The organism is Metabacillus bambusae (assembly GCF_017497975.1).
Classification (GTDB): Bacteria; Bacillota; Bacilli; order Bacillales; family Bacillaceae; genus Metabacillus; species Metabacillus bambusae.
The window spans coordinates 52,239-72,785 of the sequence record NZ_JAGDEL010000027.1; the positions used below are offsets into that span (position 1 = coordinate 52,239).

The 20,547-nt window shown below is 34.1% G+C and carries 18 protein-coding genes and 2 pseudogenes; 13 read left to right on the plus strand and 7 right to left on the minus strand.

Translation table 11 applies throughout. The annotated features are described in order from the left end of the window. Window positions 1-280: 280 nt before the first annotated feature. The gene (locus tag I7822_RS24910) at window positions 281-2,476 is read left to right on the plus strand and encodes a glycoside hydrolase family 88/105 protein (protein ID WP_207981777.1); all 2,196 of its coding nucleotides are present in this window, start codon (window positions 281-283) and stop codon (window positions 2,474-2,476) included. 158 nt (window positions 2,477-2,634) lie between these two features. Here the strand turns inward: I7822_RS24910 and I7822_RS24915 are convergent, their stop codons facing one another. Further along, the gene (locus I7822_RS24915; protein ID WP_207981778.1) at window positions 2,635-4,041 is read right to left on the minus strand and encodes an aminotransferase-like domain-containing protein; all 1,407 of its coding nucleotides are present in this window, start codon (window positions 4,039-4,041) and stop codon (window positions 2,635-2,637) included. Between the two features lie 112 nt (window positions 4,042-4,153). Here I7822_RS24915 and I7822_RS24920 point away from each other — a divergent pair, with 112 nt between their 5' ends. After that, complete coding sequence (locus I7822_RS24920; protein WP_207981779.1) at window positions 4,154-5,077, plus strand: DMT family transporter; 924 nt, start codon at window positions 4,154-4,156, stop codon at window positions 5,075-5,077. Window positions 5,078-5,390: 313 nt separating this feature from the next. Here I7822_RS24920 and I7822_RS24925 read toward each other — a convergent pair whose 3' ends face one another. Beyond that, window positions 5,391-5,591 carry a cold-shock protein gene (locus I7822_RS24925; protein WP_026560151.1) on the minus strand — a complete coding sequence of 67 codons (201 nt, stop codon included), beginning with the start codon at window positions 5,589-5,591 and terminating at the stop codon, window positions 5,391-5,393. A gap of 360 nt (window positions 5,592-5,951) precedes the next feature. On the opposite strand from I7822_RS24925, the gene I7822_RS24930 reads away from it, so the two are divergent. Continuing rightward, window positions 5,952-6,713 (plus strand): GTP cyclohydrolase II, encoded by a 762-nt coding sequence (locus I7822_RS24930; protein ID WP_207981780.1) that lies wholly within the window; start codon window positions 5,952-5,954, stop codon window positions 6,711-6,713. Window positions 6,714-6,825: 112 nt separating this feature from the next. Here the strand turns inward: I7822_RS24930 and I7822_RS24935 are convergent, their stop codons facing one another. Continuing rightward, window positions 6,826-7,119, minus strand: a complete 294-nt coding sequence (locus I7822_RS24935; protein WP_207981781.1) for a hypothetical protein — start codon at window positions 7,117-7,119, stop codon at window positions 6,826-6,828. Window positions 7,120-7,378: 259 nt separating this feature from the next. Next, window positions 7,379-7,504: a hypothetical protein gene (locus I7822_RS30335; protein WP_260445653.1), complete on the minus strand. Its 126-nt coding sequence runs from the start codon at window positions 7,502-7,504 to the stop codon at window positions 7,379-7,381. Window positions 7,505-7,857: 353 nt separating this feature from the next. On the opposite strand from I7822_RS30335, the gene I7822_RS24940 reads away from it, so the two are divergent. From I7822_RS24940 to I7822_RS24955, 4 genes and pseudogenes are all read left to right on the plus strand, one after another. Then, window positions 7,858-8,748 carry an endonuclease/exonuclease/phosphatase family protein gene (locus tag I7822_RS24940; protein WP_207981782.1) on the plus strand — a complete coding sequence of 297 codons (891 nt, stop codon included), beginning with the start codon at window positions 7,858-7,860 and terminating at the stop codon, window positions 8,746-8,748. 197 nt (window positions 8,749-8,945) lie between these two features. Next, entirely contained in the window at window positions 8,946-9,809 is an 864-nt protein-coding gene (locus I7822_RS24945; RefSeq protein WP_207981783.1) for a glycerophosphodiester phosphodiesterase, read from the plus strand. Window positions 9,810-9,943: 134 nt separating this feature from the next. Then, window positions 9,944-10,184: pseudogene (gene tnpA / locus I7822_RS24950) on the plus strand (IS200/IS605 family transposase); the annotation flags it as partial. 3 nt (window positions 10,185-10,187) lie between these two features. Next, window positions 10,188-10,515, plus strand: a pseudogene (locus tag I7822_RS24955) (RNA-guided endonuclease TnpB family protein); the annotation flags it as partial. Between the two features lie 218 nt (window positions 10,516-10,733). Here I7822_RS24955 and I7822_RS24965 read toward each other — a convergent pair. The 3 genes from I7822_RS24965 to I7822_RS24975 all read right to left on the minus strand — a co-directional run bounded on the left by I7822_RS24965 (window position 10,734) and on the right by I7822_RS24975 (window position 15,935). Further along, entirely contained in the window at window positions 10,734-12,698 is a 1,965-nt protein-coding gene (locus I7822_RS24965; protein WP_207981784.1) for an EAL domain-containing protein, read from the minus strand. Window positions 12,699-12,972: 274 nt separating this feature from the next. Beyond that, window positions 12,973-15,060, minus strand: a complete 2,088-nt coding sequence (locus I7822_RS24970) for a sensor domain-containing protein (RefSeq protein ID WP_207981785.1) — start codon at window positions 15,058-15,060, stop codon at window positions 12,973-12,975. Between the two features lie 305 nt (window positions 15,061-15,365). Further along, on the minus strand, window positions 15,366-15,935 hold the full coding sequence (locus I7822_RS24975; protein ID WP_307847877.1) for an NUDIX domain-containing protein: 570 nt from the start codon (window positions 15,933-15,935) through the stop codon (window positions 15,366-15,368). A gap of 418 nt (window positions 15,936-16,353) precedes the next feature. Here I7822_RS24975 and I7822_RS30340 point away from each other — a divergent pair, with 418 nt between their 5' ends. From I7822_RS30340 to I7822_RS25005, 6 genes are all read left to right on the plus strand, one after another. Further along, on the plus strand, window positions 16,354-16,452 hold the full coding sequence (locus I7822_RS30340; protein ID WP_307847878.1) for a topoisomerase DNA-binding C4 zinc finger domain-containing protein: 99 nt from the start codon (window positions 16,354-16,356) through the stop codon (window positions 16,450-16,452). Window positions 16,453-16,839: 387 nt separating this feature from the next. Beyond that, the gene (locus I7822_RS24985; RefSeq protein ID WP_207981787.1) at window positions 16,840-17,457 is read left to right on the plus strand and encodes a helix-turn-helix domain-containing protein; all 618 of its coding nucleotides are present in this window, start codon (window positions 16,840-16,842) and stop codon (window positions 17,455-17,457) included. 856 nt (window positions 17,458-18,313) lie between these two features. Beyond that, window positions 18,314-19,204, plus strand: coding sequence for a sulfite exporter TauE/SafE family protein (locus I7822_RS24990; protein ID WP_207981788.1), 891 nt, complete (start codon window positions 18,314-18,316; stop codon window positions 19,202-19,204). A gap of 148 nt (window positions 19,205-19,352) precedes the next feature. After that, the gene (gene ssuE, locus I7822_RS24995; protein WP_207981789.1) at window positions 19,353-19,886 is read left to right on the plus strand and encodes an NADPH-dependent FMN reductase; all 534 of its coding nucleotides are present in this window, start codon (window positions 19,353-19,355) and stop codon (window positions 19,884-19,886) included. Between the two features lie 143 nt (window positions 19,887-20,029). Beyond that, the gene (locus I7822_RS25000) at window positions 20,030-20,209 is read left to right on the plus strand and encodes a Fur-regulated basic protein FbpA (protein ID WP_207981790.1); all 180 of its coding nucleotides are present in this window, start codon (window positions 20,030-20,032) and stop codon (window positions 20,207-20,209) included. A 64-nt stretch (window positions 20,210-20,273) separates the two neighbouring features. Beyond that, the gene (locus I7822_RS25005; RefSeq protein WP_243459671.1) at window positions 20,274-20,504 is read left to right on the plus strand and encodes a hypothetical protein; all 231 of its coding nucleotides are present in this window, start codon (window positions 20,274-20,276) and stop codon (window positions 20,502-20,504) included. Window positions 20,505-20,547 lie beyond the last annotated feature (43 nt).

Below are 20,547 nucleotides of genomic sequence, written 5' to 3' on the forward strand. Positions count from 1 at the left end.
AATGAACAAAAAAGTATTATCAAAAAATAAAGTCATATTAAAAAAGTATTGTTGTTGGAAACGTTCTTAAAAAGTATATTAAGGAAAAAAAGAAAGGAGGAAATCGATAGTTCAAATGAGGGCGTTATGTTAACAAATTCTAGTTTTCAACCTAATAGATTTAAGAATCCTGACTCGGCCTTTCGCATTCATCCTTTTTGGTTTTATCCACATTGGGTAAGGGAGAATAATTGAAAATAGAACTAAAAGAAAAATGAAAAGATAAAAGGGAGTGAAACACTTGTCATCCTATTTTCATCAAAATGAAAGTATCTATTCAAAGTTTCGTAATCATGTAGAACCAATCGTAGAAACCATTACATGCCGTTATATTGGCAGTAACCCGCCTCATCCATTTACGTTTAGAGCTTTTTGTAAAAAGGGTTTTTTACGTTGCAGTGATTACCGTTACTACTTTGATCTTGCTGATCGGTTTCCTAAAGCTCGGAATGGTCAATTTGTTTATACTTGGGCAAAATTATGGAGTGATAAACAAAAGGAGGTTACGTTAAATGTAACCTGTTTCGGACCTGTTCGTATTTATGTAAACAGTGAGTTGACCTTTAAATCTAGCATAGTGGAGGAACTAGATTCAAAAAGAAAAACGAATATAAATGTCATGCTTCAAGAGGGTTGGAATCATGTGATTTTACAATTTATAAAGACACCTTCAGGTTTTGGAGGGATTTTCGGAACAGGAAGATTTAAACGTTTTCCGTTTCACTTTTTATCACCTTCAGAGGAACGGCAAGGTCAAGAGGGCTGGATTTATACGGAGCCACTTGAAATAGAATTGGAAACGCTACCTTCTGAGGATTCATGTGAATCGTCATTTGATGTGAAGTGGTATCCTTATCTTGATCATATCGAAACCTCTAAATCCTCACAATTGACAAGCTTGTTTGGTGAACAAAGGGATAGAGTAGCAATTGCTTGGACAAAGATATCCAGTCAAAATCCCGGTACTCAATCATATACGCTCCATGGGGAAAATAATGGTGAGATCGAAATTTTTCTTAATAAAGCTTGTGTTTATCAGTCTAAAAAAAGTGATTCTTTTCAAGTGGAGGTTGAACTTCCATATGGTGAACATGATTTCGTTGTAAAAAGCGTCTGTCATGATAATTTGTGGGGATTTCAGTTTCAAGATAAAAAAGATGATGGTATTCACTTCTCGCTCCCTGTACCTGTGGAAGGGGCTAGGGACAATTGGCTGTATGCAGGAAGTTTTCCTAAGGACAAATCGATTGACCTGTCAGACCTGTTAAGAGTTGATACATTATTTAAACAGGAAAACGGTGAAACATATTGGCGATTAGACATGCCAGATTCATGGGTTCGTCCATATCTCGAAAATCCACTGTTTGGGAAATGGGATTATCCACTTGGTGTTACTTTATATGGGCTTTTACAAACAGGGGAGGAGCTAAATCGAAAGGATATTGTTGACTATGCCTTGAAGCATATCGAGACATGCACATCCTTTTATAAGTATTCTCTTTGGGATCGCGAGCAATATGGAGCAGCTAGTGTGAATACACAATTATCAGCAATAGACAGCCTAGATGATTGTGGTTCATTTGGCGCCACCATGCTAGTAGCACAGACTATGGGCGAGCTTCGTGATACTAATGTGATTTCTAATGATATCGCAAACTATATTACTCAAATTCAAGACCGACTTCCAGATCAGACTCTGTATCGGAAATTTGGTAGTGTTCAGCTGATGATGGATACGATCTGGTGTGATGATCTATATATGAGCACACCGTTTTTATGTAGGTATTATGAAAAAACAGGAGAGCTGAAATATTTAGATGACGCTGTAAATCAATTTTTACTATACAAAGAGTATTTGTATATTCCGGAAAAAAAGATTATGTCACATGTCTATGACTTTAAATTTAACACGGCTACTCAAGTTCCATGGGGGCGTGGAAATGGATGGGTTATTTTTTCTCTTTCTGAACTATTGGCAATTTTACCAGTTAACCACGAAAAACGAGAAGAACTTCTCACGTTCTTTTGTGAGTTAGCAGAGGGGTATTTAGCATTGCAAGGCGTAAATGGTTTGTGGCATCAGGTGTTGACAGATCCAGAATCTTACGAGGAATCTTCCTGTACATCTATGTTTATTTACGCATTTTCAAGAGGGATTCGCTACGGATGGCTAAAAGAGCAAGAAACATACATAAAAGCAGTATTTCGAGGCTGGGAAGGTCTTTCAAAAAAAGCGATTGATCAAAACGGAAATGTATATGGTGTATGTCAAGGATCAGGGTACTCATTTACAGCTGATTATTACAAACATGATTTGACATGGATATTAAATGATACACATGGTATTGGGATAGTCTTGCTCTCAGGTATTGAAACAATTAAATTACAAAAATGGTTATCTCAAACAAACAAAAATCAGGCTACGGTAAAAAGGTAATCATCGAATAAGCAAAAGAACTATTTGTAAAATGTTCCTGAATACACAAAAATATTTAGAAGGCTGGGATTTGGAGCAAAAAGTTACAAGTTAACAATAGATGTTTTTGTTATTTGACAAAAATCAACAGAATTCGGGTGGTGACAGGCACCCGAATTCTAAAGCGTATCAGCAACATCCACAAACCGTCTTACCCCTTCCCTTAATTGCTTTTCATTCACATAAGAATAACTCAAACGAATCCAAGATGATAATTCGTTTAATGGATCACAAAGCTGGCCTGGCACAAAGGAAATAGATTGCTGAATACTTTTCGTTAATAATAATTCAGATGAAAGGTGATCAGGTAGCTTAACCCATAAATTCAGCCCACCATGTGGACTGGTCCATTGCCAATTCGTTACTGCTAGCTCCTCCTCCATGATTTCCTTGCGAATCTGTAGAGCGATCCGAAGTTTCTCCAAGTGTTGCTGCATTCTTAGTGATGAAAAGTAATGTAGAAAAATCTTTTGATTGAGAAGTGGTGAGCCATTATCAGCTAACGATTTCATCGAGAGTAGTGATTTCATTACTGACGGTTGACATATAACCGTCGCAATTCTCAAGCCAGGTGAGATATATTTGCAAAAGCTTCGGATATAAATAACTGTCCCAACCGTATCATATGTATAGATTGGAGGTGGCGGCGCCTCTTTAAAATAGATATCATGATAAGCATCATCCTCAATTAATAGACAGCGATATTGTTCTGCCAATTCTACTAATTTTTTGCGCTGATCGGCTGGTACTGTATAGCCGGTTGGGTTATGGAATGTAGGATTGAGATAAAAGAGACGTGGTTTATATCGTTTCATATAGGATTCAACCTGCTCTAAATCATACCCATCTGGGTGAATATCTACTGTTATTATATTAGCTCCTTGTGCTCTGAAAATATCAATGGCAGCACTATAGCTTGGTCGTTCAAATAGAACTGTGTCTCTTGGCTTAATGAAAGCTTGAGAGAGTAAATGAATTGCTTGTTGTGAACCAGAAGTGATTAACAGATCATCTGGATGGAGGTGTGTTTTATATTGGTTGATAAAATAATGAGTAAGTGATTCTCGTAGCTCTTCATCACCCTGCACAGTTGAGTATGTGGCAAGCACCTTTGGATAAAGGTCAAACACTTTTTTCACGTAATCTGAAAAATAGTGATTAGGCAATAGATTTGGATCAATTAACGCCTGTGAAAAGTGATAGGAGACTGGTGCTTGATGAATGTCAGATAAATGATTTTTTTGTACATGTGCGGAAACAATTTGAATGTCTCCAAGATCATTGTTTTCCTTCATACCTGTTTGTACGTAATAGCCTGATTTGTCCTTTACATAAACTTTTCCATCTTGCTTCAGCAATTTATAAGCCTTTAATACGGTTAATCGATGGACATTCATATCAGCTGCTAATTGACGGACAGAGGGAAGCTTGTCATGCTCATTCCATTCTTTACGTTCAATTCGGTGCATGACATAATCATATACTTGCTTAAAAAGATAATCTTCATTTTGAATCGCTTTGCTCAAATCGACTCCCCCTATTCAAAACGATTGTACCACGATCCTGACTAATCTGTTCTGCTTTTTCCAATCTGTTCTAGTGACTACAGATTATGATGGAAAAAAAGGAGGAGTTTAGATGGTCATCATTCATTACATTCTCATGTGTTTGATTTTTGGTACAACATTTTTAGCAATAAAGATTGGTGTAGATGCAGGAGTACCCCCATTTTTATCAGCTGGATTACGCTTTTTTATTGCTGGGCTGTTGCTATTTAGCTTTATGATTTGGAGAAAAAAAACGACAATAAGATTATTCTTCCGTAAAGAAATGTTTTTGACAGGAGTTGGCTTAACTTTCGGGACGTTTGCCACATTATACTTGGCAGAGCAATACGTAACATCAGGAATTGCCGCTGTCTTATCTGCAACAGGTCCAATGATGATTATCATCATTCAGATAATCGTATTGAAGCAAAAAGCAAATCGGACATCATTCATCGGTTGTGTGATCGGTGTCATAGGTGTCATGTTATTAATCTTACCAAGTTTTTCAATTGAGATTAGCTCATACTGGCTGATTGGTTGCTTCGCTATTATTATCGGTGAAATCTTTTACGCATCTGGGTCAATTTATACAAAGCATGTCATTAAAAAATTTGAAACCACATCACCAATTGCCCTAAATGCAGCGCAAATGATGCATGGTGGGATTCTATTAATTTTGTTATCCTTTTGTACCGAGAACATTCAACTAGCTACAGTTTTTAGTGCAGCTTCTATAGGCTCACTATTTTATTTAATTGTCGTCGGTTCAATGGTTGGCCACAGCCTTTATTATTGGCTTGTTTCACAGACAAACCCGGTTTTTCCATCAACCTGGCTGTATATCTCACCACTAATTGCTGTTGGACTTGGAGTCGTCTTCTATCATGAATATTTTTCATGGCTAACAGGAATAGGAGCCTTAACAATCATTACTGGAACGATTCTCGTTAATTTTGAAACATTGCGGGGGCTATTTTTGAAAAAGAGAGTGATACTTGCTGATGTTGAGAACTAACGAATAAAATTATTTTAAATATATTCAGGAGGAACCACTAGAACTATAGATACTGAAATATTAATAACAGGATTGTTTTCCTAAGAAATAGAACATTAAATTGAATCTCTATTTTCAATGCAAAAGTGGATGAATTTGAAATGTTTATAAATTTATTTAGGTATTATTGAATTAATGTGTTATGCTGTACCTAACCATTTAACACTTGTAGCATGTTGTCTACCCTCACTTATTAATAAGTGGGGGTTTTTTATGTTTTTTTATTTTTTTTCGCAAAATAAAAAAGGACTCTATAATAGAGTCCTTCCCGAAATTACGCTTTGTTTACGTTAGTAGCTTGAAGTCCACGTTGACCTTGTTCTGTGTCAAATGTAACTTTTTGGCCTTCATCTAATGATTTAAATCCTTCGCCTTGGATAGCTGAGAAATGTACGAATACATCGTCTCCACCTTCAACTTCGATGAAACCGAAACCTTTTTCTGCGTTAAACCATTTTACTGTACCTTGTTGCATGTTTGTTTCCTCCTGTGTGGATTTAATCCACGTTTTATTACTATAGTTGCTCAATTAGATATCAAAGGCGAAAAGTTTAAACACTTATTCTATCCTTACAGACCGAACAAAAATAATTCTTCTTTAGATTAACAGATAAATTTTGGAAAAGCAAATAGAAATTAGTAGTAAATAATATATTTGCTTTATTTTTCTTTTATTACTAGCGTTTAAACTGGTTCTCCTTAGCGTTCATTTCTTAATGACTCCGTTTTATTGCTTAGATTCACAACATAATAAATGGGATACAATAACCGTACAACAGTAAAATGCGTTCAGAAATTAAAAAGTCAAATCGAGAAGTATCAGGAGGAAAACGACATGCGAAATGAAAATGTGGCATTACGATTAGAAGATAAAATTAATGTCATTAAAAGTGGTGAGAAATCCATTTATTTAGTTGGGCCTATAAAATTACCCGTTAACTTAAATGGAGAAACAACGATATTCCAATGGTATTGCTGGTTGCGTTGTGAGAATATGGCCGGGCATTTTTGTGATGATGGCTCTTATAATACGGAAAGTATCATTGAAACATTAGCATCTTCTAATTTAGCGGAAATGCAGCAATCAAGTGTATTGGTGTATGGTGATTTTCAAGCTTCCACCAATGCCCTTATCCGAATGCACAGCATTTGCCATACAGGCGATATCTTTGGCAGTAAGCGCTGTGATTGTGGATTTCAATTAAAACAAGCAATGAAAATGATTGCCGATCACGGTTCAGGTGCTTTATTTTATTTAGCAAATCACGAAGGAAGAGGAATCGGATTATTCAGTAAAGCCATGGCATATGTGCTGCAAGAACAAGGTTTGGATACGGTAGAAGCGAATTTGGAGCTTGGATTTGTGGATGATGCACGGAACTATGATGATGCCATTCAAGTGTTAAAAACATTGCGTTCAGATCCAGTAACACTTATTACTAATAATCCAAGAAAACTAGAAGCTCTTCAGGAGTCTGGTGCCAATGTTGCAGGCAGAGTTCAGTTATGGGGAGATAAATCTGAGTTTAATGAAAAATACTTAGAAACAAAAGTTGTTCGTTCCGGTCATTTAAAAGGAGGTTGTCCAGATGAGTGACCAAAAAAAGATCAAGGGTTTATGTACCCTTGATCTCTTCGTAGACACTCTTTTATCCCAACGGATAGTAAAACCCTCACTGATTGAAGTATCGCCTTATGAAAATAGAGCATCAAAGCTCCCAAGCAGGAAAGTCATTCTCCTTCTTTTTCTCATAATCCTTCATCCTAGAGTATGAATTTGCTAGCTTTAACAGGATAAATCCTTGAGGGTGAGATGTTTCTACATGACCATTTAATTCTTGAATTTTAATAATGGCGAACATGTTTGCTGCTTTTGCTAGATTTTCAATCGTGTCCATTAATTCTGGATTATCTGTGTAATTAGATTTGGCTATTGAGTAAATATAATCAAGTTTATTACTAATAAGTTTAAGTGTTTCGATATCAAACGGTTCTTTTGTCATACTATTCCACTCCTTATTCATAAGCATATGGCATTAAGGATAAAGTGGAACTGAAACATGAATTTTTTAATTTTAAAATTTTTCTCGTAAACGATTTGAAGAGAAAGAAGATTGATGGAAAAATTAGCTTTTAATTGTTATGGGAAAATAAACGAATATTTTGGTTTGGTAAAATTTTACTAAAATTAAAGAAGAAATTATTTGCACGATTTATCAAGTGAAAAACGTAACATACAATTTAAAGTGAAGGAATAGCACATTAATTTTGTTTATGGTTTGATGCAGGGTTTTTATTAGGCTTAGGTAATAAATTCTTTAATTTATTTTTCAAATAATCCTTAATCATGTCACGCTTACGTTTTTGCCTCTTATCACGATTTTTCAAATAAGTCACCATCCTTAGAACAAGTTTAACTGATTCTTTTATTATAACTCTAATTAGTCTAATTATCTAATTAGTCAAAATGTGAAGTTTCGATCCTGTAAATTGACCTTCAATACAGAAAGAGAAAAATTGATCAGACTATCATATTGAGCATTTTTTAACCTATCTAGTAGAAGTTAAAAAGGCGTTTAGCTTATTCACTTAGTGTGTGAATAAATACATAGGATAAAAGGATTGAGTTAACATTTATGTAACATAACTTAAACTCCCTTTTTACATTAAAGTAATAGAGACTACTCATTCATTTGCTATTCTCCTATATAGAACTACTATAATTGGAGGAGATTATTGTAATGGTTAATAGGAAGAAAATTAGTAGAAAAAGAAGTATTCGAAAAGGATTATTCATCTTCTTAATTGCATGTTTGATTATGTATCTTACAGATTTGGGAAACAAAACGTTTGCTCAAGAAATCAATTTAGAACGTGGTCAATCTGTTAACTTAAAGGTGATGTCTTATAACATTCATCATGCCGAAGGAGTAGACGGTGTTTTAGACTTAGAACGAATAGCGACAATTATTGAGGATTCAAATGCTCATATTATTGGCTTACAAGAGGTGGACAACCATTGGTCTGACCGTAGCGATTTTCAAGATCAGGCAAAATGGCTTGCAGAACACCTTGGAATGTTTTATACATATGCAGCAAACCTTGACCATGATCCTTTATCAGATGGCGATCACCGTCGTCAATATGGAACAGCGATTTTAAGCGAATACCCTATCATAAAGTCTGAAAATCATTTCCTATCGAAAATTGGAAATACTGAACAGCGTGGTCTGCTGGATGTAACCATTAATGTAAAAGGAAATAACGTGCATTTCTATAACACGCACCTAGCATTAACATCTGCAGAACGAGAGATTCAAATCAAGGAGATCATCGAAATAGCTAACCAGTCAAATGGACCAAAAGTGATTGTAGGTGACTTAAATGCTACTCCGGAAAGTAGCGAAATGAAACCAATGTATTCTATTTATCATGATGTTTTTTTGGAACAAACTGATGCCAACACGTATCCTGTAGAAAATCCTTCAAAGAGAATTGATTATATTTTTACATCAGACGACATTGAAACAGTACATACAGAAGTGATTGAAACCTTTGCTTCCGATCATCTTCCAATCACTGCTGAGGTCGTATTGGACCGTGAAGAACCATATTTTAATGGAAATAAGTAAATTTAATAGTTTATTAGATCTTATCGAGAGATTTCGGTAGGGTCTTTTTTTCTCTCTAAATTTCGCTTAGTCCTTGAAATAACTCTCTTGCACCTTTACTTTCTTGTAATCTATCATTTTACCAGTCTTTACAATTGCGTAAATGGAAATTAATAATCTAGTGATATTCTTAATGGTAGATTATGAAGAGGATGGAGATGTGTAAATTGAAAAGTAAATGGATATCAGCTATTGGTGTTCTTGTCATTGGAGTCAGTATTTCTGCAGGTGGAGGAACGGCAATAGCGACGGAAAAACATAAGGAGATTGTCAATGTTTCACATCGCGGCGCTTCTGGATATGCTCCTGAGCATACAATTGCTTCCTATGAAATGGGAGAAAAAATGCATGGCGACTATATCGAAATAGATCTGCAAATGACTAAAGACGGAAAGTTAATCGCTATGCACGATGAGCGGGTTGATCGGACGACAAACGGTACTGGTTTGGTGAAAGATAATACATTAGACCAAATCAAGCAGTTGGATGCAGGTAGTTGGTATAATGAGAAATTCCCGCAATACGCAAACTCAGAATATGTAGGATTAAAAGTACCTACTCTTGAAGAGGTTTTTCAAAGATTTGGGAAAAATAAACATTATTATATTGAAACAAAGTCGCCTGAGGTTTATCCCGGTATGGAAAAAGAACTTTTACGTCTAGTTAATGAATATCATATTAACAAGGATACGCTTCTTGTTCAGTCTTTTAGTGCTCTTAGTTTAAAAACAATGAACAATCTTGATCCATCAATTAAGCTTGTTCAATTACTTTCTTATAAAACAAATGCAGTTGTGACTGATGTTGAAATTGCAGCTATAAAAGAGTACGCAATGGGAGTTGGACCAAACCATACGTATTTAAATGAAGAGTATGTACAAAAGGTGGTAAACAGCGGGCTTGAAATACACCCTTATACTGTAAATGACAAAGAAACAATGAATAAGCTGATTAACTGGGGCGTTACAGGGATGTTTACTAATTTCCCAGATTTGCTTCATGAGGTAAAAAAGGGAAAATAAATATAAAATCAATTTTTTTATAAATAACAAGACCAAACTTAAGTAGAAACACTCTTGAGTTTAGTCTTGTTGTTTTTGTTATAAATCGATTCCATTGGTAACTTGAAAATGAGAAATGCAGGTTTAGAAATTCTATTGCTTTAGAGTGCGACATAGAGTACGCACACATGTTTCTAAATTGACTACCAACATTAAGTCCTGCGAATATAATGGCAAAAATTAAAGGAGTGACATCTAAAAAGCTGCGTGAAGAGTTTTCACAACTATAACATTTGCCAAGTTTATGGACATGTTCTTATTTTGATTCGACTGCTGGGAAATGTATCAAGTCAAACAATTAAGCGATATGTTGAACAACAAAAGACAAGAGGGTGAATCATGTCACAGACAATCACCGTAAAAAATTAAATTGAAACCTACAAAAGAACAGGCTTCTATCTTGAATGAAATGAGTAAAACATATATTTCAACGATTAATAATCTTGTATCTGAAATAGTAAGAGAAAGGAAAAGTACCAAGAAATCAAGTAAGGATATTCCTGTAAACCTGCCGAGTGCGGTGAAGAACCAAACAATCAAAGACGCTAAAAGTATCTTCAAAAAAGTAAAGAAAAGCAATTATGAAATCGTTCCAGTATTAAAGAAACCTGTGTGTATTTGGAACAAATGGTATTTAACACGCGATTCTATTGATGTAGTGATTCCAGGTGCAAAGCGAGCGGAGCAAGTACTAGATAATTTGAAAACACTTAATGTTCATTTAACTGATCAAGAAATACATGATATTGCCAGTTTTTTTAAATGAATAATTGGAACAAACCAAAGCCGTCTTTAGTATGATGGCTTTGGTTTGTTATTATTTATTGGAATAACCTCTGATTCTGTTGGAAATCAATCACTTTTACAAGAATCTATCATACATTTTCAATTAGCTTCGGATATAGAGTTAAATGCCTGAGAGTCTTCTAAAATCTTTAAAAAGTTCTTGCTTTTAAGTGGGCGGCTATAGAAATAGCCTTGTGCTTCTTGACAATTTTCTTTTTTGAGTAAATCAGCGTGAGAAGCCATTTCTACCCCTTCTGCGACTACGTGGAGATTAAGACCTTTAGCCATTGAAATAATTGTTTTAATTAATGTTTGATCGTGTTGATCATCATGAATATCCTTAATGAAGGATTGATCTATTTTTAATGTATCAATCGGCAGTTTTTTCAAATAGTTAAGAGATGAATAACCGGTCCCAAAATCATCCATTGCAATTGTAACTCCTAAACTCTTTAGCTCCTTCAGTCTTTTTTCAATCAAGTTAAAGTCAGACATTGCCACACTTTCTGTTATTTCAAATTCCAAATACAGAGGGTTTGCTTTCGTTTCAGTAATAATCCGTTTAATTGTTTGAACGATATCTGGTTGGAAAAACTGAACAACTGATAGATTAATCGCAATTTTAATAGGTTCATAGCCTAACTGCTGGATCAACCTATTTTGATTACATGCTTGACGAATAACCCACTCACCAATAGGAAGTATTAACCCAGTTTCTTCCGCTATTGAAAGGAAATTTACTGGAGATATGAAACCGAACTCAGGATGTTTCCAACGGATAAGTGCTTCCGCTCCAGTAATCTTCTCTGTCGATAGATTAACTTTTGGTTGGTAACAAACCCGAAATTGTTCACAATCTAATTCAACAGCCCGAAATAGATCAGTCTCCAATCTTATCGCTTTTTCCATTTTCTCTTGATCTTCTTCGGTTATAAAATTAAAACTATTTTTCCCGTTACCTTTGACTTGATACATGGCCATATCAGCTATTCTTAACAATGTATCAGAATCCTCGCCATCCTTTGGATATGTACTAATGCCAATGCTTGCTGTTACGTTTATTTTACTTGCTTCTAATTGGAAGGGATCGTTAAATACGTTTATTATGTCACTTGCGATCCTTTTAACCTCAATTTCTGTCTCTACATTTAATATAAGAATCGTAAACTCATCTCCACCACGTCTTGACACTATGCCATTTTCACCTATACATTTAACTAAACGTTCTGCTACTAATTTAATGAGCAAATCTCCTTTTTCATGACCAAGGGTATCGTTAATGTTTTTAAAGCGGTCCAAGTCAAGAAACATGACGGCAAGTTTTTTATCCTCCTTTTTTGCTAAAGAAATACGATTATTTAATTTTTCATTAAATAAGCTTCGGTTAGAAAGTCCTGTTAGTGAATCATGATAGGCTAAATAATTTATTTTCTCTTTATTTTTTTTATTGATTAGTAAAACCTTACCTAAATAAAATGTTGCGATACAACTTAAAAACAAAAAGATAAATAGAGAGCACCAAATGGTCTTAGTTGCAACTGTGTATTCTTTTTTCTGTTCCTTTTTCATGGTATCTATCATGTTTTTCTCATAATCTAACAATTCATTTAGACTAGTCATAACTTTATCAAATTGATCTTTTTTATTTTGAATTAGCTGCTCATCCGGTTTCGTTGCACTAGATTCTTGTAACTCCACATATTTTTCCCATGAATCATAAAAATCAGAATAAAGAGGATGTAAATTCTCGCCATGTATCAATTCAATTTCAGCAAAATTATTCTGGACATCTTGTTTTAATTTTTCTAATTCTTCCTCATGATTTACCTTCTTATCAAGATCAGTTTCTTCATTAATCATTAAATCTACTGTTAACACCTCCCCAGTCAAAGACTTCATATGATATATCAATTCGATAGACTGCGTATATTTTTTCATGATGTCTGTTGAAGCACTATTGATAGAAGTGGTCGTGTAGATTGCAATAGACCCAATGATCATAATAAAAACCATCATGATCATCATCCCGGAAATAATTGTTTTATTCGTACTTATATTTTTCATTATTTTCACCTATTCAAAAAATTTGGTTCATTATGGGCTAAGCCCAATATTGTTTTCTTTTTACGATTTTAATGAAGAAAGGTGAAAATTAGATGAAACAAAGAAGGTGAATTTTGAGATGTGCTAATAGGATGAAAAGAATAAGAAATTAAACTAGAATATCCCTTTGGTTTAGGTAACCGAAGGGATGTTGTGAATATTTTGCAGCAGCAATATACCAATGTATTGATAAACATGATGGCAAAATGAACGATTCCAATAAAGGAGGTAGGCCTCAATTTTCATTTCTTTCTTTTGTATCTAAAAAGGCTCGTTGTAGCTGAGTACCCATTAACGGTTTGCTAAAAAAGTAGCCTTGTCCAATGTCACAGCCAGTTTGATCTAACACTTGATGTTGATTTTCGGTCTCAATCCCTTCTGCAACTACTAATAAATTAAGGTTGTGGGCTAAAGATACAATAGAATTAATAAGAGAAATATTTTTTTTATCTGTAAGTTCGTCAAGGAAGGTTTTGTCTAAGTTTATTAAATCAATAGGCAGCTTTATTAGATAAGATAAGGAAGAAAAACCAGTTCCAAAATCATCGATGGCAATTTTTATCCCCATTTCTCTTAATTGATGGATTGTCTGAATAGCCTGCTCCTCGTTTTTATTCATAATACTTTCAGTAATTTCTAAAATTAGATTAGTAGGATCGAAACCTGTTTTACTAAGAATCTTTTTTACATCCTCAACTAAAGTGCCTTCTTCGAAATGCTTAGTAGAAATATTTACTGATATAGGTACTGGCGTATAGCCTAACTCCATCCACTCTTTACATTGTATACATACTTGTTCTAACAACCATTTTGTAATAGGTATGATTAAGTGATGATTTTCGGCAAATGAAATAAAATCAATTGGTGAAATCAATCCTTTTTCTGGATGGTCCCATCTTATTAATGCTTCAACTGAGTTAACCTCTTTTGTTGAAAGATTATATTTAGGTTGATAAACGATGAAAAATTCATTCTGTTCAAGTGCCTTTTTAATCCCGCTTACTAGTTCCTTTTCCGAGTCAATCAAACACATTTCGTTATAGAACTGATAATTGTTTCTTCCTGCTTGTTTTGCCTTATAAAGTGCTTGGTCTGCACATTTCATGATCGAATCAATCTCATCTCCACATTGTGGGAACTCAGCAATTCCAATTGATGATGTTGTAACGAACTCATGCTTGTTAATTTTCCATGGTTCTTGAAGTGAGGCGAGAATTCGGTTTGCTATCCCGATAACATCCTCACGGGAATCGATATTAGGTAATAATATAACAAATTCGTCCCCACCAATCCGTGCAAGCGTGTCAATGCTTCTAATACACTTGCTTACGCGTTTAACAAATTGAACGAGTAGTTTATCTCCGATATCATGACCAAATGTATCATTAACCCATTTAAATCGATCAAAATCCAAAGACATAATCGAAAAAGATTCATTTTTTGATTCCGAAAGAGATATTGTCCCTTGGAGTTGTTCCATAAATAAACGGCGATTGCCGACCCCTGTTAATAAATCGTGGTACGCCATATGTTTGAGTTGTTCTTCAAGTATTTTTCGTTCTGTAATATCTCTAGAGATAATAACGGATGATGTGACCCTTTCTTCATGAATAACAGGCTGAAGTTTTGCTTCGATCCATAAAAAATTATTTTCCTTACCTCTAACTCGAAAAACGATTGAATATGATTTTCCCTCTGAAAATACTTTCCTAAATGTTTCTACAACTAGTTTTACATCATCAGGATGGATGAAGACTGTACCATCTATACCTATTAACTGTTCAGGCTTGATTCCTAAAATGGTTTCATAGGAAGGTGAAGCATATGTAATAAGGGCCTTGTCATTATAAACGGCTATTAAATCAATTGTATTCTCAAGAATAATCCTGTATTTCTCCTCACTCTCAGCTAGAGTCCTTTTTGCTTTCTCACGTTCAGTTATATCACGACATGTTACAATGATCCCTTTCCGTTCCCCATTTGAATGAAAAAAAGGAGTTTTGATGACTTCAAATAAATGCTCTTTCCCATTAACTAAGATAATTTCTTCTGCTTTTACTTGGTTCTTTGTTTCCCAAGCCCGTAAATCAGAGGCTATGTAATCTGGAAGAAATTCAGCAAAATTAGGATAAATTTCAGCTAAATCCTCGTCTCTTTTTCCTTTATAATGATTCTCATGAATCTCAAAAACTTCGAGTACACGTTTATTTGCTTTTACCCACCTTCGTTCAGCATCTTTTAAAATAATAAGGTCAGGCAGGATATCTAATGCAGAAATGAAATTGTTGTATAGATCTACTCTATCTTCATCCTTTGCAGCCATATATGGTAGTCCTCCATAATATTTAGTGGAACTTATAATAAACTTATTCATAAATACTAATTAGGTTTTTGATTAATAGTATTGTTAAACAAGACAAAAGAAAAAATACAATTAGTACCTAAACAGGAGCACCTTACAATTTAGTGTTCTTATGATGCATCTTTAAAGTTTGCTAAAACAGCCTGGCAGAAAAATTGATTAATAATTTGATCTGGCACAAAGCTGTAAGACAAAAAGAGTTGCCTTAAAAGTCTATTTTGCTTTTAAGTCAACTCTTTCTTTCATATAAAGCGAGGATCAATAAATTAGTTAATTCGAAAGAGCACATTGTCTTTCAGGGTAACTAATGGATCATTATCCTTTAATAAACCTTCTGTTTTCCCTTGAAAGGCAATTTGAATAAGCCATTTTGTGAAGCCTGCTACATTCATCGACTCTATTTCTTCCAAATTGTAAAAACCTGCATCATCGGATTCTAAACCATCTGGTCTTGGGGTACCACTTATGTAATCCATCGCAAAAGCAACATATAAATTATGAACTCGTTGTGGGAGATCTCGAATCGCGACGATACTTTGTACCTTTGCTTTAATTCCTGACTCTTCCTCCACTTCACGGACGATCGTTTCCTCAATTGATTCCCATTGTTCAATATAACCGCCCGGATTTGTCCAATAGCCTTTTCCAGGATTATGTGCTCGTTTTACTAATAGTATTTTGTCGTCTTTAACTACGATTGCTCCAACACCAATACTATAGTCACCCCAAAATACATAATCACATCCTGGGCAAGCTCTTCTATCTGTTCCATCTATATTACGTGTTTCTAAAGGAGCACCACATTTCAAACAGTAATTCGCTGACAAATTGACCATCCTTTCACCTTCATATAAATAAATTATAGTAGTCAAGTTCGACAAATTTAAGTTATATCCTTTTCTTTTGCTTTTTTGTGAAGAATTAAATTCGTCAATAGAATGGTCCAAAGTATAAGGCTGAAAAATGCATTTTGAATAATAGTCTAAAAAGATAAAGATCACACTGGTCTAAAACGCAGTAAAATAGAACTATATACAACTAACAAGTGAAAAACTAATGATGGATGAAACTCTTAAAATTAGAAGAGTAGCTTTAACCGTGAGTAATCATTCAAAAATGTTGGTGTGCTTACATGTGTTAATTGGGAATCAGTATAGGATTAGCTAGAAAGTTTATTTCATAAGATTGAGTTGAGTTTGATAGGGGGATAAATAAGTTGTATCTATATTTTTTGCTATATTATCCAAAAATAATGTGTGTCCAAATAGTGGTGGGGTACTTATAGAACGTAAAGGAAAGTACGGAAATTTTAAAGGGTGTTTAAATTTCCCAAAGTGTCGTTACACAGCTTAACAATTAGCAAAATAGATTACAGTCAAAAGTAGGTGAAGATTACCCACTTTTTTCTTCAGTAAGTGCCATTTTTAAAAATGCATTTTTTTAACCAAAAGTTGAAGTTTTTCAATTGTGGATAATAAGAACCTAGAAACGTACATATAATAAAAGCGACTTCAAATCGTGTCGCTTTTAATATGTACATTTAAGAAAAATTCTATCTAATTTTAATACACAAATGTTCGGCATGGGTAAAACAAAATTCTTTAAATAAAACTTAAGCTTACGAACGCTTTCCAGTGCCGCCAACATCTCTTGTTACATCTTTTCTTTCATCTTTTGTCAATTTTAGCACCTCACTTATCTTGTTAATCATAACTTGTCCACGTAAAGGAGGCGATATACATGAGTAAGAAAAATAATTCTGATCATACTAAAGTTGTGTATGTTGGCTTTGGCGACAATAACACAACTGAATCAGAAGATACACTTGAAAATGATGAGTATGTTTTTGTTAAAGTAGGCTTTAAAAAGGATAATTTTGAAAAGATAAAGTCCTATACTACATATGCTAATGTGGAAGCGAAAATGGATAAAATTGATGTAGAATACACTCCAGAAGACTTTATTAAAGGGGCAACGATGTATTTTATTGATTCAATGCTAGACAATATTGATGCGCATAAGCCTAAAGAAATAACGAGAAAATTATATGAATCTCTTCCTGAATTCCTTCCCATCTTAAATGAAGCGGCTAAACAATTAGGAAATACTCCAAAGCAAAATGTTGAACCCCTTATTGATGATCATGAGGGCTTGATTAAAAATAACATTAAGAAAATTATGAAGGAACAAAAGATGACTCAAAAGGAACTTGCAGATATAACAGGCATTGATAAAAGTAATTTATCGATTTATATGAATAACAAATCACAACCATCTATCGAATTCTTTCTTAGAATTTGGCATGCCCTAGATTATCCACCCCTCAACGAAATACTCTTTAGAGAAAAAAGCTCTTGATGCTTAAGCATCTCTTTTTTTGGCAGCGAAGTTAAAAATTTTCAACTTTTATTAAAAATGTTTAAAAAAAGGTCATAAGACATGCACCTCTTTCAATATCCTATATCATAACTAACTACCAACGGAAGTGGTTTTGAATAAGGAAGGGCTACTTTACTGCTATGAAAGTTAAGACAATTGCATAACAGGATGGATGGTTCTAGCCTCTTATAAGGTAGGTGCAACTGATGGACATGAATACAGCAATGTTTATGATAGCATTAGTAACGTTAATGGTCCTTTTAATCGAGAAAGTAAAAAAGTAATCTACCTTGCTAGTTGGCGAAGTGGGTGGATTACTTTCTAGTAAAAAACATGATTCATTCTAATAACTTACATTTCAATCGACATTGGATAGATAGCCGTAGTTGACGCACTGCGGTTATTTTATTTACTCGTTATTCTATAACCGGAATAATCAAATTTGATAATTAAAATGGCTCGTTTGTAAAACCATACTAATCCAAACAAGAGAATTGCAGTCAAAACACTAGGGGCAAACCATTTACGATATTGCCTTTTTTGAATAAATAGGATAACAGAGTAAATCAAGGATAAAATTATTACTTGCCACAATTCAATCCAATAGTTAAAAAAGGATCGAGGTAACAAAGTCACCTTTTGATAAATTTATTTGGTCAAAGAGAATAATAATTTATTCTAATTACTAGTTGACAGGTAGGAATAATGTGAATTATAATCTGATTAATTAGAAAATGAAATAAAAAAGCCGATCGGTACACCGAAGGCATAACCCTTTACTTAAGAGGGTTATGCCTTTTTTTTATTACATTTTTAACTTAAAAGAGGTGTTTTTATGAAGAAATTAATTATTTTTGCCTTTATTGGATTACTTGCACAACTGATTGACGGCGCATTAGGAATGGCTTATGGGGTAACATCTACTTCCCTTTTATTAGCTTTCGGTATTGCCCCTGCAGTTGCTTCTGCTTCTGTACACTTAGCGGAAGTTGTTACCACTGCTGCTTCTGGTGCCTCACACATTAAATTTGGGAATGTTGATAAACAAACAGTTTATCGCCTGATCATTCCTGGTTCAATTGGTGCATTTTTAGGAGCGACATTTCTTAGTCATTTACCTGGAGATTTGGCTAAACCCTATATATCTTTATTTCTGCTTATTTTAGGAGCGTATGTTTTAATAAGATTTTTATTTATATTTCGTCCAACTGAGGAGAAGAAGGGTATTGCTCTAAGTCGAAAACAATCGATTCCTTTAGGGTTAATTGCAGGTTTTGCAGATGCAACTGGTGGTGGAGGGTGGGGACCAATCGCTACACCTGTATTATTATCCCGAAAAGGCATGAGTCCACGTAAAGTTGTTGGTACTGTTGATACCAGTGAATTTGCTATCGCTGTTTCAGCTACACTTGGATTCCTTATTTCTCTAGGTTGGGAAGAAGTAAATTGGTTCTGGGTTGGTGCATTAATGGTTGGAGGAATAATTGCTGCCCCAATTGCAGCCTGGTTAGTTCAGAAAATCCATGCTCAGTTAATGGGTGTACTTGTTGGTGGATTTATTATTCTTATTAATGCGAGAACACTAGTAAATACATGGATCGAGAATACAACTGTTTATCCATATGTCTATATAGGAATTGCAATCATCTGGATTGTTGCGATTTTTTATACGATAGCTAAAATTGGAAACGACAAGAATATTAACCAAGCGGAATTAAATTCATAAGCTGACTAGAAAACTAGAGGCTCTCGAATTAAGTTATTTTGATATCTTAATCCGGGAGTCATTTTTATTAATGTATTGCTGATCGGGAAGCCGAAAGCATCAATATTAGCTATAAATAAAAAATATTGATAATAAGGAGAGGAAGGCTATGGGCAAAGTGGCAATTATTATTGGGGTTCCTAATGATCATTCTCGTCTTAATGGCATTTTAAATTATGCAAGTAAAGTACTTAATGAAGAAAGTGTATCCTTTGAAATCATCAAAGTTCACTCCTTACCAGCAGAAGATTTAATCACAGCTAAGTTTGATAGTGAGGCAATCGTTGATGCTAATGAGATTGTAAAGAATTCTGCTGGACTTCTTGTTTTAACACCTGTGTATAAAGCATCCTTTTCAGGGATATTGAAAACATATCTTGATTTATTACCTCAGAGAGGCTTGGAAGATAAAGTTATTTTACCGCTTGTCATAGGAGGGTCATTTGGACATTTGTTAACAATTGAGTATGCACTTAATCCAGTTTTATCCGCATTAGGAGCAAATCATATTGTCAATGGTGTATATACAATTGATAAGCATATCGAACGTATTGAAAATAACCAATTCAGAATACATGAAGAAGCGCATCAAAGATTAAAAAATGCTCTTGATATGTTTATTAGGAGTATAAAGAAGTCTTAAGAAATAGATATTTTTTTTCTTAGCCTAATGATTACTTGTAATAAATCCAGCTGGTTACCTAGTGGTTTGTACTAGTTATTAAAACATTCAGCAATCAACTTTTGATTGTCTCTTCCATTATCAAATTAAGGGAGGGTAAATTAATGACCCAGTTGCGTGAAGCAGTATCTCAAAGGAAAGAAAAACTAATTCAAAAGCTCTTAGATTTAGGCGTATATAAAAAAGAAGAACATCACCTCTATGAATTAACATTATCAGAAATTGAAACTGAATATCAAAATGAAAGAAAAAGAGTAAAGTTGATTGAAAATCCTAAGACCTAACCATATTTGTAGGCACGTTTTTAATGAAAAATACAAAATAATGCATATCAGGAGGATGACACATATGCAAAGAAACGTTTTGAAAGTATTGGACTTATCACAGCATACAAACAAATACACTTTACTAGAAAACGAGTATTTAAATCTTCCTGATCTAGGTTTTTATTATAAATGTCATCAGCAATTTCATATAAATAGAGGGGTATTTAATACGATTGATAATTGGTTTTATGAGTACGGAGTGATAAATGTTGTATATAGAAGAATCTATATTTTACATTCCTGGAATTTGTGAAAGAAGAAGATTTTGTTCCAGATTCTCAAAAATTTATGAAATT

Bases quoted from the DNA above. Each gene is read 5' to 3' on its own strand.
- I7822_RS24990 (WP_207981788.1), top strand. From the start codon at position 18,314: ATGAAGAAATTAATTATTTTTGCCTTTATTGGATTACTTGCACAACTG.
- I7822_RS24985 (WP_207981787.1), top strand. From the start codon at position 16,840: ATGAGTAAGAAAAATAATTCTGATCATACTAAAGTTGTGTATGTTGGC.
- I7822_RS24925 (WP_026560151.1), bottom strand. From the start codon at position 5,591: ATGCAACAAGGTACAGTAAAATGGTTTAACGCAGAAAAAGGTTTCGGT.
- I7822_RS24965 (WP_207981784.1), bottom strand. From the start codon at position 12,698: ATGAAAAATATAAGTACGAATAAAACAATTATTTCCGGGATGATGATC.
- I7822_RS24940 (WP_207981782.1), top strand. From the start codon at position 7,858: ATGGTTAATAGGAAGAAAATTAGTAGAAAAAGAAGTATTCGAAAAGGA.
- ssuE (WP_207981789.1), top strand. From the start codon at position 19,353: ATGGGCAAAGTGGCAATTATTATTGGGGTTCCTAATGATCATTCTCGT.
- I7822_RS24945 (WP_207981783.1), top strand. From the start codon at position 8,946: ATGTGTAAATTGAAAAGTAAATGGATATCAGCTATTGGTGTTCTTGTC.
- I7822_RS24935 (WP_207981781.1), bottom strand. From the start codon at position 7,119: ATGACAAAAGAACCGTTTGATATCGAAACACTTAAACTTATTAGTAAT.
- I7822_RS24920 (WP_207981779.1), top strand. From the start codon at position 4,154: ATGGTCATCATTCATTACATTCTCATGTGTTTGATTTTTGGTACAACA.
- I7822_RS24930 (WP_207981780.1), top strand. From the start codon at position 5,952: ATGCGAAATGAAAATGTGGCATTACGATTAGAAGATAAAATTAATGTC.
- I7822_RS25005 (WP_243459671.1), top strand. From the start codon at position 20,274: ATGCAAAGAAACGTTTTGAAAGTATTGGACTTATCACAGCATACAAAC.
- I7822_RS24970 (WP_207981785.1), bottom strand. From the start codon at position 15,060: ATGGCTGCAAAGGATGAAGATAGAGTAGATCTATACAACAATTTCATT.
- I7822_RS25000 (WP_207981790.1), top strand. From the start codon at position 20,030: ATGACCCAGTTGCGTGAAGCAGTATCTCAAAGGAAAGAAAAACTAATT.
- I7822_RS24975 (WP_307847877.1), bottom strand. From the start codon at position 15,935: ATGGTCAATTTGTCAGCGAATTACTGTTTGAAATGTGGTGCTCCTTTA.